The sequence below is a fragment of the Saccharopolyspora sp. MMCC62 genome, from assembly GCF_057736575.1.
In genome coordinates this window covers 28,588-43,387 of sequence record NZ_JBYKCM010000013.1, presented here as the reverse complement: position 1 = coordinate 43,387, position 14,800 = coordinate 28,588, and the positions used below count along the sequence as shown (strand labels likewise).

The following is a 14,800-nucleotide window of genomic DNA, read 5'->3' as shown; positions in this document are numbered from 1 at the left end:
GACCCGCCCGAGGGGCGGATGACGAGCGGTGCGTGACGGGGTCGCCGAACGGTTTGCTCCCGCTGGCGGTGGTCCCGGCCGCGCCCAACTTATCCGAATCGCCCCGACTGGTCATAATTCCGCGCCGCACCGCCGTGGCGGTCGACGGTGCCGGTCGGAGCGGTTTTTTCGTTGTCTCGAAATAATCTTGGGCACCTGGTGCGGTCACGGCCCGGCACCGGCCACGTGGGAAACTTCACTACCGGTAACACCGCCGTCCCGCCCAACGGACTCGCCTGAACACTCCGAGTGATTTCCCCTGTTGGCAGCTGAACGAGCGGGTTTCGACCGGACCCGACGACGCGGGATGGAGAATGAGCGGGTGCCCACGACTGATGAACAGGCCGCCGCAGGCGCCGACCGGCTGATCGCCGACCGCTACCGGCTGGAACAGCGCATCGGTGGCGGCGCCATGGGCATCGTCTGGGCGGGCACCGACGAACTGCTGCGCAGGCCCGTCGCGGTCAAGGAAGTGCTGCTGCCCAGGGGGATGCCCGAAGGCGAGGCCGCCGAACTGCGGGAGCGCGCGCTGCGCGAGGCCCGCGCGATCGCCCTCGTCACCCATCCCAACGTGGTGACGCTGTACGACGTGGCCCGGCACGAGGGCGAACCGTTCGTCGTCATGGAGCTGGTGCCCTCGCAGAGCCTCGCGGCCGTGCTCGCCGAGCACGGCGCGCTCGCCGACCCGCAGCTGGCGCTGGTCGCCGACGGCGTGGCCGCCGCGCTCGACGCCGCGCACCGGGCGGGCATCGTGCACCGCGACGTGAAGCCGGGCAACGTGCTCATCGGCGACGACGGGCGGATCAAGCTCAGCGACTTCGGCATCTCCCGCAACGTCTCCGAGCACACCATCACCAGCACCGGGATCATGCTCGGCACCCCGGCGTTCATCGCCCCCGAGATCGCCTCCGGCGAGGCGGTCACCGACGCCGCCGACCTGTGGGGGCTGGGCGCGACGCTGTTCGCCGCCTCCGAGGGCGCCGCGCCGTACGGCGCGAACGACGACCCGCTGGCCACCATCACCTCCGTGGTGCGCGGCCCGGTCCCCGCCCCGCACCGGCCCGGCCCGATCGGCGAGATCATCGCCGGGCTCATGGTCAAGGACCCGGCGCAGCGGATGACCACGCAAGAAGTGCGCCGCCACGTGCAGCAGCTGCTGCCGCCCTCCGGCACCCGGCCGTTCGAGATGCTGCTCGACCCGGAGGCGCCGACCGTGCGCGTCCGCAAGCTCCCCAGCACCTCGCCGGGCACCGCCGAGGCCCCTGCCGACGACGGCCCCGCGCCGCTGGCCGCCGACCCCGGCCCGCTGCCGTTCATGCTCAGCGAGCCGCCGCCCCGGCCGCGCAGGCGGTTCCCCTGGGGCGCCATCGCGCTGGGCCTCGCGGCCGTGGTGCTGTTCGCCGCCTCCACCGCGGGCGGGTTCGCCGCGACCCGCGCCCTCGCCGGACGCGAGGTGCTGCCCGAGTTCGACGTCCCCGCGCCGCCGCAACCCACCTCCCCGCGGCTCGCCCGCTACGTCGACGAGGCCAAGCGCAGCCAGAACGGCGGCGGCGGCTTCGAAGTCGCCGCCCCCGAGGGCTGGGACGTGTTCCGCGGCAGCCGGAACCAGCCCAGCGAGAGCATGGTGGTCTACCTGATCTCCCCGGACGGGAGCGCCGAGGTCGCCGTCGAGCGGTTCGAGGGCTACTACGGCCGCCACTCCGCGCAGGACTACGTCGACGTGCTCCAGGAGCGCTCCGCGGGCGCGCACGGGACCTTCCGGGTGCAGCAGGACGAACCCACCGGCGCCACCGACCCCACCAGCGGCGAGACCGACCGGCACCTGCGCTACACCGCCAGCCAGGGCGGCGTGATCGGCCCGGCCGTCGAGGGCTCTGAACGCGTCACCACCTCGCAGCTGATGCCCCGCGGCAACGACCTGTGGGTGCTGCGGGTGACCACGCCGGTCGCCGACGCCGACCAGAACCAGCGGCTCTTCGACGAATCGCTCAACGGCTTCAAGCTCACTTCCTGAGCCACCGGGTGCGCGGCCCGCACGTCCGAGCACGAGCAGGTCGGGCCGCGGGCCGCTCACCCGAGCGGTCGGCGGCGGCGGAAGCGGGATGACGGCGCGGCGGAGATGACTACGCTGAGCGCTCGTGACTTCCTCTGCTGCTTCCGACCCGTTCGCCACCGCCAGCGCCGCCGCGGCGGCCCTCGCCGAGAGCACCGGCGCCGCCCACCACGACCTCGCCGTCGTGCTCGGTTCCGGCTGGCGGCCCGCCGCCGAAGAGATCGGCACCCCCGCCGCCGAAGTGACCATGTCCGACCTGCCCGGCTTCGAACCGCCGAGCGCCAGCGGGCACAGCGGCCGGATCTGGTCCGTGCCGGTCGCGGGCAAGCAGGTGCTGGTCTTCCTCGGCCGCACCCACCTGTACGAGGGCAAGAGCATGGACTCGGTGGTGCACGGCGTGCGCACCGCGGTCGCCGCCGGATGCGGGACCGTCGTGCTCACCAACGCCGCGGGCGGGCTCCGCGAAGGCATGTCGGTCGGGCAGCCGGTGCTGATCAGCGACCACATCAACCTCACCGCGCGCTCCCCGCTCGTCGGACCGCACTTCGTGGACCTCACCGACCTGTACTCGCCGCGGCTGCGCGGTCTCGCCCGGCAGATCGACGACTCGCTCGAAGAAGGCGTGTACGCGGGGCTGCCCGGCCCGCACTTCGAGACCCCGGCCGAGATCCGGATGCTGCGCGGCTCCGGCGTCGACCTCGTCGGCATGTCCACCGTCGCCGAAGCCATCGCCGCCCGCGCCGCCGGTGCCGAGGTGTTCGGGCTGTCGCTGGTGACCAACCTGGCCGCCGGGCTGTCCGGGCAACCGCTGAACCACCAAGAAGTGCTGGAGGCCGGGAAGGCGTCCGCGGGCCGGATGGGCAAGCTGCTCCGCTCCCTCGTCGAGTCCGCTTGATCCTGCTCGGGGCCTGGTGCGGAGAGGGCGGCCGGCGGAAGCCGCGCCGCTCCGCCGCTGCGGGATCGTTCTCGCGGGTGGATCCGGCGACGCCGTCCGCCCGCGGACGCCGCTGAGGACCCGCGGCGGCGCCGGTCGCGTGCCGGGCCGCCGCTCCGCCGCTTCCGGGCAGGAAGGTGCGCAGCCGCTCCCGGGCGGCCGCGGGTCGGCTTGTTCGGGCGGTGCCGTTTCGAGATCATCTGCGTGCCGGGGCACGCGCCGAGCCGGTTGCGGCCGGTCCACCAGCGAAGGAAGTGACGTCGTGGTCACCACACAGCACCTCGACCCCCGGTGCGCGGAAGCCGCTCGGGCCTGGATCGACGCGGACGTCGACGAGTCGGCGCGCGCCGAGCTGACCGCGGTCCTCGACGCCGCCACCGGCGGGGACCCGGCCGCGGCCGCCGACCTGGCGCAGCGCACGTCCGGGATGCCGACGTTCGGCACCGCCGGGCTGCGCGGCCCCGTCCGGGCCGGGCCGAACGGCATGAACCGGGCCGTGGTCGTGCGCACCAGCTGGGGCGTGGCCCGCTGGCTCACCGAGCAGGGCCTCGGTGGCGGGACCGTCGTGGTCGGCCGCGACGCCCGGCACGGGTCCGCGGAGTTCGCCGCGGACACCGCCGACGTGTTCGCGGCCGCCGGGTACGACGTGCGGGTGCTGCCCGGTGCCCTGCCCACCCCGGTGCTCGCGCACGCGGCCCGCTCGCTCGGCGCCGTCGCCGGGGTGCAGGTCACCGCCTCGCACAACCCGCCGCAGGACAACGGGTACAAGCTGTACCTCGCCGGCGGCACGCAGCTCGTCGGCCCCGCCGACGCGGAGATCGAGCGGTGCATCGCGGACAGCCCGCCCGCGAACGAGGTGCCGCGCCGGCCGGGCCACCCGGTGCACGAGCGGGCCTCGGCCGACTACCTCGCGCCGGTGGCGGCGCTGCCGCACGGCACGGCGCGCGCGCTGCGGGTGGCGGCGACCGCGCTGCACGGCGTCGGCGCCCGGACGCTGCAGGAGGCGCTGGAGCTCGCCGGGTTCACCGACGTGCACTGGGTCCCCGAGCAGGCCGAACCGGACCCGGACTTCCCCACCGTCGGCTTCCCGAACCCGGAGGAGCCCGGCGCGACCGACCTGCTGCTGGCGCTGGCCGCGGACGTCTCCGCGGACCTCGCGATCGCCCTCGACCCGGACGCGGACCGCTGCGCGCTGGGCGTCCGCGACCGGGACGGCTGGCGGATGCTGCGCGGCGACGAGACCGGCGTGCTGCTCGGCGAGCACGTCCTGGCCGGGCTCGACCGGGACGCCCACCCCGATCCGCTGGTGGCCACCACGATCGTCTCGGCGACCATGCTGCGCTCCCTCGCCCGCAAGCACGGCGCGCGCTACGACGAGACGCTCACCGGGTTCAAGTGGCTGGTGCGCTCCGGCGACGGCAGCGGCACCGGGCTCGTCTACGCCTACGAGGAGGCGCTCGGGCACTGCGTGGACCCGGACCGGGTGCGGGACAAGGACGGCATCTCGGCGGCCGTGCTGGCCTGCGACCTGGCCGCGACGCTGCGGGACCGGGGCCGCGACCTGCCGGACCTGCTCGACGAGCTCTCCGCCGAGCACGGCGTGCACCGCACCGGCCAGGTCTCGGTGCGCGTCACCGACCTCGACGTGATCGCCGCGACCATGCGCCGGTTGCGCGCCGAACCGCCCGCCGAACTGCTCGGCACCGCGGTGCGGGTGCAGGACCTGCTGCCGGACACCGACGCGCTGGTGATCACCGGCTCGGGCGGGCTGCGGCTCGTGGTGCGCCCGTCCGGCACGGAACCGAAGCTCAAGTGCTACTTCCAGGTCGTGGAAGCCGCGGACGGCGACCTCCCGGCGGCGAAGCGGCGAGCCGACGACCGCCTCGCCCGCCTCGACGCCGCCGTCACCGCCCTCGTCCAAGACCACCCCTGACCCGAGAACGGAGGCGACGATGCCCAGACTGCTGATCGTGCACCACACGCCCTCACCCGGGATGCAGGCCATGTTCGAGCAGGTCGTGGCCGGGGCGACCACCGACGAGATCGAGGACGTCGAGGTGGTGCGCACCGCCGCGCTGGCGGCGACCGCCTCCGACGTGCTGGCCGCGGACGGGTTCCTGCTGGGGACCCCGGCGAACCTCGGCTACATCAGCGGGGCGTTGAAGCACTTCTTCGACACCGTCTACTACCCGTGCCTGGACTCGACCGCGGGACGCCCGTTCGGCTGCTGGGTGCACGGGAACGAAGGCACCGAGGGCGCGCTGCGGGCCATCACGACGATCACTTCGGGGCTGTCGTGGCACCAGGTCGCCGAGCCGGTGGTGCTGTCCGGGACGCCCGACGCGGCAGGGCTCTCGGCGTGCTGGGAACTAGGAGCGACCCTCGCCGCCGGGTTGATGCCTGATTGAGTTCCCTGCTCCTCCCGTGCTGCGAGGCGGGGCGGGTGGCGGAACGCTCAGCGGCCTCCTCGCTGCGGGATCGTTTTCGCAGGTGGCTCCGCATGCGAAAACGCTGTCCTCGCGAGGAAGCAGCTGAGAACCCGCAGGTGGCCGGGCTGCGTGCGTGGTCGCTGCTCATCGGCTTCGCCGCTGACGGGCGCGGGTGACCCGGTGTGCTCGTTCGGATGCGGGGCGCGTCGCGGTGTGGTGGGGGCTGGGATCTTGCGCGAGGGGGTGGGGCGTGCGGGTGATCTGCACCCGGGTGGGCCGGTGCGCGGAGATTTTCCTTTGGCAGGGCCGGAAACCCCCCTGTTGATCTTGATCGCGGATCACCCGGTAAGGTGATCTGCGTCGCCGGGACGCGCACCCGTGCGGCGAACGGGGCGCCCTGGGCGATGACCCGCCTTCCCTCAACTGTCGAGTCGAGTTCGGGGCGTCCCTCCCGCACATCGCCCGGTGACCGGGCCGACCAGCGCACCGCCTCCGCGGCAGAGCCTGCCCTGACGTCGGCCGACCGCTCACCGCACCGACATTCGACCAGGTCACCGGCCACGCGTTACCCTTTCACGGTGAGTGAGGAAACGATCGAACTCGAACTCGACGACTCCGGTGTCTCCGTTGATCTGCCCCAGCCCGAACATCCCGGGGACCAGGTGCACGGGGTGCCCTACCGGCCGGTCGAGTTCCGCGACGACGATCTGCCGTCCGCATTGGAACGGTCCGCCCGCTGGCTGCGCGAAGCGCAGTCCTGGTTGGGCGAGGCCGTGGACGTCATCGCAGTCCACCTGGACTACGACGACCGCAAAGGTGCGCCGTACTACGAACTGAAGTTGCTTTGCAACGAAGAGGACCTGGCCGGCGCGCCACTCGCCCTCCGTAAGCACGAATCGGATCACGTCGAAGACTGATCTCTGACGGAATCCCCCACCGTGTGGCCCGTTCCGCGGAGCGGGCCACACCTGGGCGTCAGCCCCCGCTGCGGCGCCCCTTCCAGGACGCGGTCCCGCGCAGCACCCGGACCGCCCCGTCCAGCAGCACCCCGCCGAACAGCGCGCCGGTGAACGGCGCCAGCGGCGCCCACTCCGGCCCGGCCCGCATGTAGCGCGCGGTGTGCGCGTGCGCGACGCCCTGCGCCACCCAGCCGACGGCCCCGGCCGCGGCCAGCAGCGGCCGCCTGTGCCGGAGGCCCAGCGCGACCGCGGCCGGTGCGGCCAGCGACAGGGCGACCTGGCCGAGCCCGCCGCCCAGCAGCACCGGCACCGACTGCCGGGTTCCCGCCACGAAGCTCTTCCGGAACGACGCCCAGCCCTGCGCGAACGGGTCCATGCCGGTGGTCCTCACGTGGTCCAGCCCGTCCACCATCCGCGTGGTCCCGCCGTGGTCGCGGACCGAGGTGGCGAGCGCGATGTCCTCGTTGCGCAGCGCGGCCATCGACTCCCAGCCGCCGATCTTCTCGTAGTGCGAGCGGCGCACCAGGATGCAGTGCCCGATGGCGAAGGCCTTCGCCCCGCGCCCGTCCGGCGCCGCGTTCTCCCCGATCATCTGCAGCCCCGGCGGCATCAGCAGCGGCCAGGCCGCCGAGCGCCGCGGCGGCGGCCCGCCCGGGGTGGAGACCAGGTCGGCGTCCACGGCTTCGGCGGTGGCCAGCAGCCTGCTCAGCAGGTCGGGGGCGAGCACCGTGTCCGCGTCCACGAACAGCAGCCACTCCCCCGCGCTGGGCGGCCCGGCGGCCTCGACGCCGACGTGCATCGCGTGCACCTTGCCCGCCCAGCCCGGCGGCGGGCCTGCCACCCGCACCACCCGCACCCGCTCGTCGGCGGCGGCGTGCGCGCGGGCGAGCTCGCCGGTCCCGTCCGAGGAGCCGTCGTCGACGACGACCACGCGCAGCGCGGCCGGATCCCGGTCCGGATAGGTCTGGGAGCGGATGCCGCGCAGGCAGTCGTCGATCACGGCGGCCTCGTCGCGGGCGGGCACCACGACGGTCACCGCGGCCGGGAGCACGCCCGGTTCCGGTGGCGCCTCGTGCAGCGGGACCAGCGAACGGACTTGGCGCACGGTGCGGACGCTGCGGTAGCAGACCCCCGCGACCGCTCCGCCCAGCAGCGCGGTCGCGACGGCGGATCTTCGGTGAGCCACCGGTCCAGCGTGCCACGAAACGGGCGAAACACCCGAGATCGCTCGGGCGAACACTCCAGGAACACCGCGCGGCCGTGATCAGCCCTTGGGCTTGGCGGAGCGCTCCAGGAAGTCGGCGATCTCGGCGACCTCCCGGTGGTCCCGGCCCACGTCGCGGACCAGCTGCAGCGCCTCGGCCTCGTCCGCGTCGATCCACCAGCCGTTGACGTCGCACATCGCGACCGCGGCGACCCAGCCGAGCCGCCAGTTGCCCTCGACCAGCGGCCGGGTGCGCACCAGCGAGTCCAGCAGCGCGGCCGCCTTCAGCCACAACGTCTCGTAGGCGGGAACGCCGAGCACTTCGGCCCGCGGCCGGTAGGCGGCCGAGTCGAGCAGGCCGCTGTCCCGGACCACCAGGTCACCCCGGGTGACGGCGGTGGCGAGCAGCAGCAGGTCGGAAGCGTCGAGGTAGACCAGCACCGATCAATGATCGATCATGCGGGTCCGAGTTCGTCCAGCAATCCCCGGTAGTGCGGCAGCACCCGCTGCACGACCTCGCCGAGCTGCTGGTCCTTGCGCTGCCGGGCCCACCGTTCGGCGAGCGCGGCGCGCACGATCTCCTGCTTGGAGCGGCCTTCGACGGCGGCGAGCTCCGCCAGCCGAGCGCTCTCCTCGTCGGTCAGCCGCAGCGTCATGGCCATGGACCGGATGGTATCTCGCTGATACCACCCGGTCCAAGCAGCGTCCGGGTCACACCGCGCCGTACTCGCGGTCCCCCGCGTCGCCCAGGCCGGGGACGATGTAGCCGGATTCGTTGAGCCGTTCGTCGACGCTGGCGGTCACGACGCGCAGCGGCAGGCCGGAGTCCGCCAGGTGCTGGACGCCCTCCGGCGCCGCGAGCGTGCAGATGGCGGTCACGTCGGTGGCACCGCGCTCCACCAGCAGCCGGATGGTGTGCAGCATCGAACCGCCGGTGGCCAGCATCGGGTCCAGCACCAGCACCGGGAGGCCGGAGAGGTCCTTCGGCAGCGATTCCAGGTACGGCGTCGGCTGCAGCGTCTCCTCGTCGCGGGCGAGCCCGACGAAGCCCATCTGCGCCTCCGGGATGAGCCGGTGCGCCTGGTCGGCCATGCCGAGCCCGGCGCGCAGCACCGGCACCAGCAGCGGCGGGTTCGCCAGCCGGTAGCCGGTGGTGCGGGCCACCGGGGTGTGGATCGGCGCCTCGGCGACTTCGGCGTCGCGGGTCGCCTCGTAGATCAGCATGAGGGTGAGTTCTTGCAGCGCTGCGCGGAAGGCCGCGTTCTCGGTGCGCGCGTCGCGCATCGTCGAGAGCCTCGACTTCGCCAGCGGGTGGTCCACGACCCGAACGTCCATGGCCGTGGACACTAACGGCCGGGTGTGCCGCGGGTGGCGGCGGAGACCGGCGGATGTGCGCCGGATCGCGCCGGTCCCCGAGGGGCGGGGAGCCGGCGCGGCCGCCGTCACGGGTGCAGGACGACCTTGGTGTAGCCCTCGATCCGCTGGTCGAACTTGCGGTAGGCGTCCGGCGCCTCGGCCAGCGACAGCTCGTGCGAGACCACGAAGCTCGGCGCCGCCCGGCCCGCGGTGATCAGGTCGCGGAGCTGCCGGTTGTAGCGCTTCACGTTGCACTGCCCGGTACCGACGACCTGGCCCTTCTCGAACATCTTCCCGATGGCGACCAGCAGCATGCCCTGCTTGGCGTTGTCGTCCGGGCCACCGGGGTCGGCGGGCACGTACAGGCCGGGGACGCCGAGCCTGCCGGTGGGGCGCACGGTGTGGATCAGCGAGTTGAGCACCACGGCGGGTTCCTCGGTGCCCGCGTCGGCGGTGTGCGCCTGGTAGCCGACGGCGTCCACGCCCTTGTCGGTGCCCACGCCCTCCGTCAGGTCCTTGATCTGCTCGACGGGGTCGCCCGCGCTGAAGTCGACGGGGATGGCGCCGATCTCCTCGGCCTTCGCGAGCCGTTCCGGGATGCGGTCGACGCAGAACACGCGGGACGCGCCGCGCAGCAGCGCCGAGTAGGCGGCCATCAGCCCGACCGGCCCGGCGCCGTAGACCGCGCAGGTCTCGCCCGGTGCGACCTGCGCGAGCTCGCAGCCGTGGTAGCCGGTGGGGAAGATGTCGGCCAGCAGCACGTAGTCGGACTCCTTGCTGGAGTCCGGCGGCAGCACCAGGCAGTTGAAGTCGGCGAACGGCACCCGCAGGTATTCGGCCTGCCCGCCGGTGTACGGACCCATCGCGACGTAGCCGTAGGCGCCGCCCGCGAAGCCGGGGTTGACGGTGAGGCAGAACGCGGTGTTCCCGGCCGTGCAGTTCGTGCAGAACCCGCAGGCGACGTTGAACGGCATCACGACCCGGTCGCCCCGGTTGAGGCTCACGACCCCGTCGCCGACCTCGTCGATGATGCCGAGGTTCTCGTGGCCGAACACGATGCCCGGTTCGGCGGCGGTGCGGCCTTCGTACATGTGCAGGTCGGAGCCGCAGATCGCGGTGGAGGTGACGCGGACGATCACGTCGCCGGGGTGCTGGATGGCCGGTCGGTCGACCTCGTCGACGGCGACGGCGAACGGTTCTCGGTAGACGACTGCCTTCATGGGGAACCACCTCCGGAGGACCCGTGTCCGGTGCGCGCCCCGTGCCGATGCGCGCTGCTTCCGGACTACCCCGCACCGCACGACCTAGCGTCCCCCGTTCGAGTGGGGAGGTTGCGATTCCGGGAGGAACCGGGAAACCGCACCGCCCGCGGCACCCCGTTGGTTAGGTTCACCGGCGGACGTGATCGACGGCGCGAGAACCGGGGTGGCGCGTGCGGCCGGACGACGAGCACCAGCAGGACCCGCTCAGCACCGCACTGGTCCGGTTGCGGGCGGACGGCGAGGTCGTCGGTGCGGGCGTGCTGCTCGCCCCGGACCGGGCGGCGACCTGCGCGCACGTGGCGGCCACCGCGCTCGGCGCCGACGCGGAGGCCGCGGACGCACCGCCGGGCGTCATCCGGCTGGAGTTCCCGCTGCTGCCCGGCGCCCCCGCGGTCGACGCGGAGGTCGCCGACTGGCGCCCGATCCGCTCCGACGGCCGCGGCGACGTGGCGATCCTCCGGCTCACCGGCCCCGCCCCCGCGGGCGCGTTACCCGCGCCCGCCCGGGTGACCGGAGAGGTCTGGCGGCACCCGTTCCGGGTGTTCGGCTTCCCCCGCGGCCACGACGACGGGCTCTGGGTGACCGGCGAGCTGCTGGGCGCGCAGGGCACCGGCTGGCGGCAGATGCGCGCCGACCCGCACCAGCCCACGATCCGGCCCGGCTACAGCGGCACCCCGGTGTGGGACGAGGCGCTGCGCTGCGTCGTCGGCATCGTGGTCACCTCGGCGACCGACAGCGACACCACCGCGCACCTGCTGCCGACGGCGGAGCTCGGCGAGTCCTGGCAGGCGGGCTTGGTCGACCCGTACCGCGGGCTGCGCGCCTACGAGGAGCGGGATGCGCCGTTCTTCCACGGCCGCGATGAGGACGTCGACGCGGTGCTGGCGGTGCTGGACCGGGAGGGGCGGCTGGTGCTGGCCGGGGCGTCCGGGGCGGGCAAGTCCTCGCTGGTGCGGGCGGGCCTGCTGCCGCGGCTGCGGGCCCGCGGCACGCGGGTCCACGCGCTGCGCCCGGAGCCCGGGACGACGCCGGAGGCGGTGCTGGCCGCGGTGCCCGCCGACGCGGAACTGCTGTTCCTGGACCAGTTCGAGGAGTACACCAGCGCCGACCCGACCGCCGCCCGCGCCCTGCTGGAACGGCTGGCCGACCAGCCCGCGGGCGGCCCGCGACCGGTGCTGACGCTGCGCCCCGGCTCGCTGGAGGAGCTGGCCGGTGCCCGCACCACGAGCTGGCTCAACGAGTGCACCCACCTGCTCGGCCCGATGACCCGCGCGCAGCTGCGGGCCGCGATGACCGGACCGGCGGCGGAGACGGGCGGGCTGGCCTTCGAAGCTGGCCTGGTGGAGCGCATCCTGGCCGACGCGCCGCCCGAACCCGGTTCGCTGCCGCTGGTCTCGCTGGTGCTGGACCTGCTGTGGCAGCACCGGGTCGGCGGCTTCCTCACCCACGACGCCTACGAGCGCACCGGCGAGGTGCGGGGCGCGCTGCGCCGCACCGCCGACGCCGCGTTCGCCGCGCTGCCCGAACGGGACCGGGACGCGGCGCGGCGGCTGCTGGTGCTGCTCACCAGGCGGGACGGCGGTGGTTTCGCGCGCAGCGCGGTGCGGTGGAGCGAGATCCCGCCGCGGCTGCACGACCTGGTGCGCGAGCTGGCCGCCCGCCGGTTGCTGGTGATCGAGGACGGCGCCGAACCGCGGGTGGAACTGGTGCACCAGGCGCTGATCACGCACTGGGACCGGCTGGACGGCTGGCTGCGCGCCGACGCCGAGTTCGTGGCCTGGCAGGAGGAGCTGCGCGGCGGCGTGCGGCGCTGGCTGGACTCCGGGCGCGACCCCGAGCGGCTGCTGCGCGGGGCCGCGCTGGTCACCGCCGCCGAGCACCTCCGCGACCGCGCGGACTGGCTGACCCCGGACCAGCAGGACTTCATCCGGCACGGCGAACGGCACGCGCGCCGCCGCAGCAGGCAGTGGTGGACGATCACCGCGCTGGCGGTGGTGCTGGCACTGGTCGCCTCGCTGCTGGCGCTGGGCCTGTACCGGGGGAACCGGTCGCTGAGCGAGCGGATCCACCAGATCAACGCGGGGCAGCTGGTGGCGGCCGCGCGGGAGCAGCGGATCTCGCGGCCGCGCCTGGCGCTGCAACTCGCGCTGGCGGCCTGGCACGAGTCGCCGGGTGATCCGTCGGCGTGGGGGCTGCTGCTGGAGCAGCGGGCGCGGTTGCAGGGGGTGCGCAGCGCGCTGCCGATCCCGCCCGCGGAGCTGAGCGGCGCGTCGGCGTCGGCGGACGGCCGCTCGGTCCTGGCGCTGACCTCGGGACACGTCGGTCCGACCCCGCTGCACGTGGTGCGCGGGACGGACCGGGCGCGGCCGCAGGTGCGCACCGTGCCGACCCGGGACGTGGTCGCGGCGGAGCTCAGCCCGGACGGCGCGCTCGTGGCGGTGTCGGACCGGTGGAACGCGGTGTCGCTGTGGGATGCGGCGACGGGGCGGGAGCTGGGGGTGCTGCCCGGCCCGGCCCCGTCGGTGCCCCCGGACACCTCGGGGGCGGGACCGGTCCTGCACTTCAGCGCGGACGGACGGCACCTGCTGTACCTGCCCTCGCGGAGCGCGGCGGCTCCGGGCACCGAGGTGCGACCGGTGCTGTGGGACGTGGCGACGCGCGCGGCGCTGCCGTCGCCGCGGGTACCGCTGGACTCGATCTCGACCTTGTACCCGACCGGGGATCCGGCGGTGGTCGTGGTCCAGGTGCCCGGCAGCGACGTGCTCACCGCGACTCGGGGTGCCCTCGACGTCGTCAGCTCGGACGCGGTGGCGAACGGGCTGCTCGGCGACGGCGCCCAGGTGCTGCGCTGCGGCCGGGGCGAACCACCGGTGGTGCTGGACGTGGCGACGCGCACCACCGCGCGGCGGCAGCCCGGCGCGGACTGCCCGCTGACCACCGACCGGGTGGGCCGCTACCTGGTGGAGCGGGGTTCGACGTTGCTGGACGGGGAGACGGGACTGCGGTACGCGCTCGACCTGGTGAACGGCCCGGTGTCCCAGGGGCGGCTGATCACGGCGTTCCCCGGCGCCGGCGGGACCGTCACCGCCGTCTTCCTGGAGCAGGACGCGCTGTTCGCCGCCACCCTGCCGCCCGCGCTGGGCCTGCCCGACCCGGGCGGGGTGTCGAAGCCGCAGGCGACCTCCGCGGACGGGACGAAGTCCGCCGCCTTCGACGAGAACGGGGCGCTGCTGCTGCTCGGCCGCGGCCGCAGCGAAGTGCTCGCGCGCGGCCCGGCCGCGGGCGGGAACACCGAGGTGCTGTTCAGCGGGGACGGTTCCCTGCTGTACGAGACGCGGCCGGACCGGCTGGTCGTGTACCGCGCCGACGACCTGCACGTGGAACGGGAGATTCCGCTGCCGCCGCAGGAGGATCCGCCGCCGATCGCCGAGCTCGGGCCCGGCGAGGTCGCCGTGCTCGCCGCGGATGCGCTGCTGCGGCTGGATCCGCGCACCGGGCAGCGGCTCGCCGCCGACCCGCTGCCCGCGACGCCGGTGCCGCCGCAGGAACCGGGTGCGCTCCTCGCCCGGCCCGGGCATCCCGGCGAACTCGTGCTCGCCCGGGGCGACTCGGTGCAGCTCTGGCGGCTGGACTCCCCCGGCGGCCCGGCGCGCGCGATCCGCACCATCCCGGTCCCGGGTGAGGACGCGACCGGTCTCACGGCCTCGCCGGACGGGGCGCAGCTGGTGGTCTCCAGCTCGACGCAGGCCCGGGTCGTGGACCTGGACGGCGGCCGGGTGGTGTCCGAGCTGGAGACGCTCTCCGCGGTGGCCGCCTTCGTCCCCCCGCTGCTGGTGGAGGACGGTTCGGCGCCGCAGGTGTGGTTCACCCCGCAGCGCCGCACGATCGCCCAGCCGGCGTTCACCGACGCCACCACCACCTCCGACGGCCGGTCGCTGGTCGTCAGCTGGCAGGACCAGGACCCGGTGCGCGTCCCGCTGGACCCGTGGGAGCTCGTCGGCGAGCTGTGCCGCATCGACGACCACGAGTTCACCGCGGAGGAACGCGCCCTGCTGCCCGCCGACTCCCGCCCGGACCGCCCCTGCTCGGTGCTGGACGACCGGTGATCCGCGCCGATCGGCCCCGCCGCGGCCCGCCGGGCCGCTAACTTGATCTCGGATCGGTTCACCGGCACGGGAGCGGAACATGGGTCAAGTGGTCAGCATGCCGCTGGCGGGCGGCGGCGAGGTGCTCATCGAGGCCGCCGAGGACGCCTCGGGCGCGCAGCGCGTCGGCCGCGGCGACGTGGTGCGGCGCGCCACCGAGACGCTGCAGGAATCGCTGGGCAAGGTCCGCCCGGCCGCCGAGGCGGTGCTCGACGAGTTCCGCGCGATGGACACCACCCCCTCGAAGATCAAGGTCCAGTTCGGCGTCAAGCTCACCGGCGAGGCGAACCTCGCGGTGGCGAAGACCTCCGGCGAGGCCAACTTCACGGTCACGCTGGAATGGGAGCCGACGGGCTCGTGAGTGGCCCGTTCGACCGAGCCGGGCGGGCGAACGGACCGTTCACCGCGGCGGTGCTGAC

General features: G+C 74.3%; 12 protein-coding genes. 7 read left to right on the top strand and 5 right to left on the bottom strand.

Features of this window, described 5'->3' with window-relative positions:
- The first annotated feature begins 361 nt into the window (after window positions 1-361).
- The 5 genes from AC29IT_RS25430 (at window position 362) to AC29IT_RS25410 (ending at window position 6,372) form a co-directional block, all read left to right on the top strand.
- On the top strand, window positions 362-2,053 hold the full coding sequence (locus tag AC29IT_RS25430; RefSeq protein ID WP_358439166.1) for a serine/threonine-protein kinase: 1,692 nt from the start codon (window positions 362-364) through the stop codon (window positions 2,051-2,053).
- Window positions 2,054-2,177: 124 nt separating this feature from the next.
- Entirely contained in the window at window positions 2,178-2,987 is an 810-nt protein-coding gene (locus AC29IT_RS25425; RefSeq protein WP_358439169.1) for a purine-nucleoside phosphorylase, read from the top strand.
- A gap of 301 nt (window positions 2,988-3,288) precedes the next feature.
- Window positions 3,289-4,959 (top strand): phospho-sugar mutase, encoded by a 1,671-nt coding sequence (locus AC29IT_RS25420; protein ID WP_358439172.1) that lies wholly within the window; start codon window positions 3,289-3,291, stop codon window positions 4,957-4,959.
- Between the two features lie 19 nt (window positions 4,960-4,978).
- Window positions 4,979-5,434 carry a flavodoxin family protein gene (locus AC29IT_RS25415; protein WP_488220352.1) on the top strand — a complete coding sequence of 152 codons (456 nt, stop codon included), beginning with the start codon at window positions 4,979-4,981 and terminating at the stop codon, window positions 5,432-5,434.
- 599 nt (window positions 5,435-6,033) lie between these two features.
- On the top strand, window positions 6,034-6,372 hold the full coding sequence (locus tag AC29IT_RS25410) for a hypothetical protein (RefSeq protein ID WP_358439178.1): 339 nt from the start codon (window positions 6,034-6,036) through the stop codon (window positions 6,370-6,372).
- Window positions 6,373-6,430: 58 nt separating this feature from the next.
- Here the strand turns inward: AC29IT_RS25410 and AC29IT_RS25405 are convergent, their stop codons facing one another.
- The 5 genes from AC29IT_RS25405 to AC29IT_RS25385 form a co-directional block, all read right to left on the bottom strand.
- The gene (locus tag AC29IT_RS25405) at window positions 6,431-7,600 is read right to left on the bottom strand and encodes a glycosyltransferase family 2 protein (protein ID WP_488220351.1); all 1,170 of its coding nucleotides are present in this window, start codon (window positions 7,598-7,600) and stop codon (window positions 6,431-6,433) included.
- A 78-nt stretch (window positions 7,601-7,678) separates the two neighbouring features.
- Window positions 7,679-8,059 (bottom strand): type II toxin-antitoxin system death-on-curing family toxin, encoded by a 381-nt coding sequence (locus AC29IT_RS25400; protein WP_358439184.1) that lies wholly within the window; start codon window positions 8,057-8,059, stop codon window positions 7,679-7,681.
- Window positions 8,060-8,073: 14 nt separating this feature from the next.
- Complete coding sequence (locus tag AC29IT_RS25395; protein WP_488220350.1) at window positions 8,074-8,280, bottom strand: type II toxin-antitoxin system VapB family antitoxin; 207 nt, start codon at window positions 8,278-8,280, stop codon at window positions 8,074-8,076.
- A 49-nt stretch (window positions 8,281-8,329) separates the two neighbouring features.
- Window positions 8,330-8,953 (bottom strand): uracil phosphoribosyltransferase, encoded by a 624-nt coding sequence (gene upp, locus AC29IT_RS25390; RefSeq protein ID WP_358439190.1) that lies wholly within the window; start codon window positions 8,951-8,953, stop codon window positions 8,330-8,332.
- 107 nt (window positions 8,954-9,060) lie between these two features.
- Window positions 9,061-10,194: a glutathione-independent formaldehyde dehydrogenase gene (locus tag AC29IT_RS25385; protein ID WP_358439192.1), complete on the bottom strand. Its 1,134-nt coding sequence runs from the start codon at window positions 10,192-10,194 to the stop codon at window positions 9,061-9,063.
- Between the two features lie 212 nt (window positions 10,195-10,406).
- Here AC29IT_RS25385 and AC29IT_RS25380 point away from each other — a divergent pair, with 212 nt between their 5' ends.
- Together AC29IT_RS25380 and AC29IT_RS25375 are read left to right on the top strand one after the other, a co-directional pair.
- A complete protein-coding gene (locus tag AC29IT_RS25380) occupies window positions 10,407-14,342 on the top strand; it encodes an nSTAND1 domain-containing NTPase (protein ID WP_488220349.1) in 3,936 nt (1,311 codons plus the stop codon).
- A gap of 79 nt (window positions 14,343-14,421) precedes the next feature.
- Complete coding sequence (locus AC29IT_RS25375; protein ID WP_488220348.1) at window positions 14,422-14,742, top strand: CU044_2847 family protein; 321 nt, start codon at window positions 14,422-14,424, stop codon at window positions 14,740-14,742.
- Window positions 14,743-14,800: the final 58 nt, after the last annotated feature.

What these genes read in the sequence shown, in the direction of transcription:
- AC29IT_RS25415 (WP_488220352.1), top strand. Translation starts at nt 4,979, where the DNA reads ATGCCCAGACTGCTGATCGTGCACCACACGCCCTCACCCGGGATGCAG.
- AC29IT_RS25395 (WP_488220350.1), bottom strand. Translation starts at nt 8,280, where the DNA reads ATGGCCATGACGCTGCGGCTGACCGACGAGGAGAGCGCTCGGCTGGCG.
- upp (WP_358439190.1), bottom strand. Translation starts at nt 8,953, where the DNA reads ATGGACGTTCGGGTCGTGGACCACCCGCTGGCGAAGTCGAGGCTCTCG.
- AC29IT_RS25385 (WP_358439192.1), bottom strand. Translation starts at nt 10,194, where the DNA reads ATGAAGGCAGTCGTCTACCGAGAACCGTTCGCCGTCGCCGTCGACGAG.
- AC29IT_RS25375 (WP_488220348.1), top strand. Translation starts at nt 14,422, where the DNA reads ATGGGTCAAGTGGTCAGCATGCCGCTGGCGGGCGGCGGCGAGGTGCTC.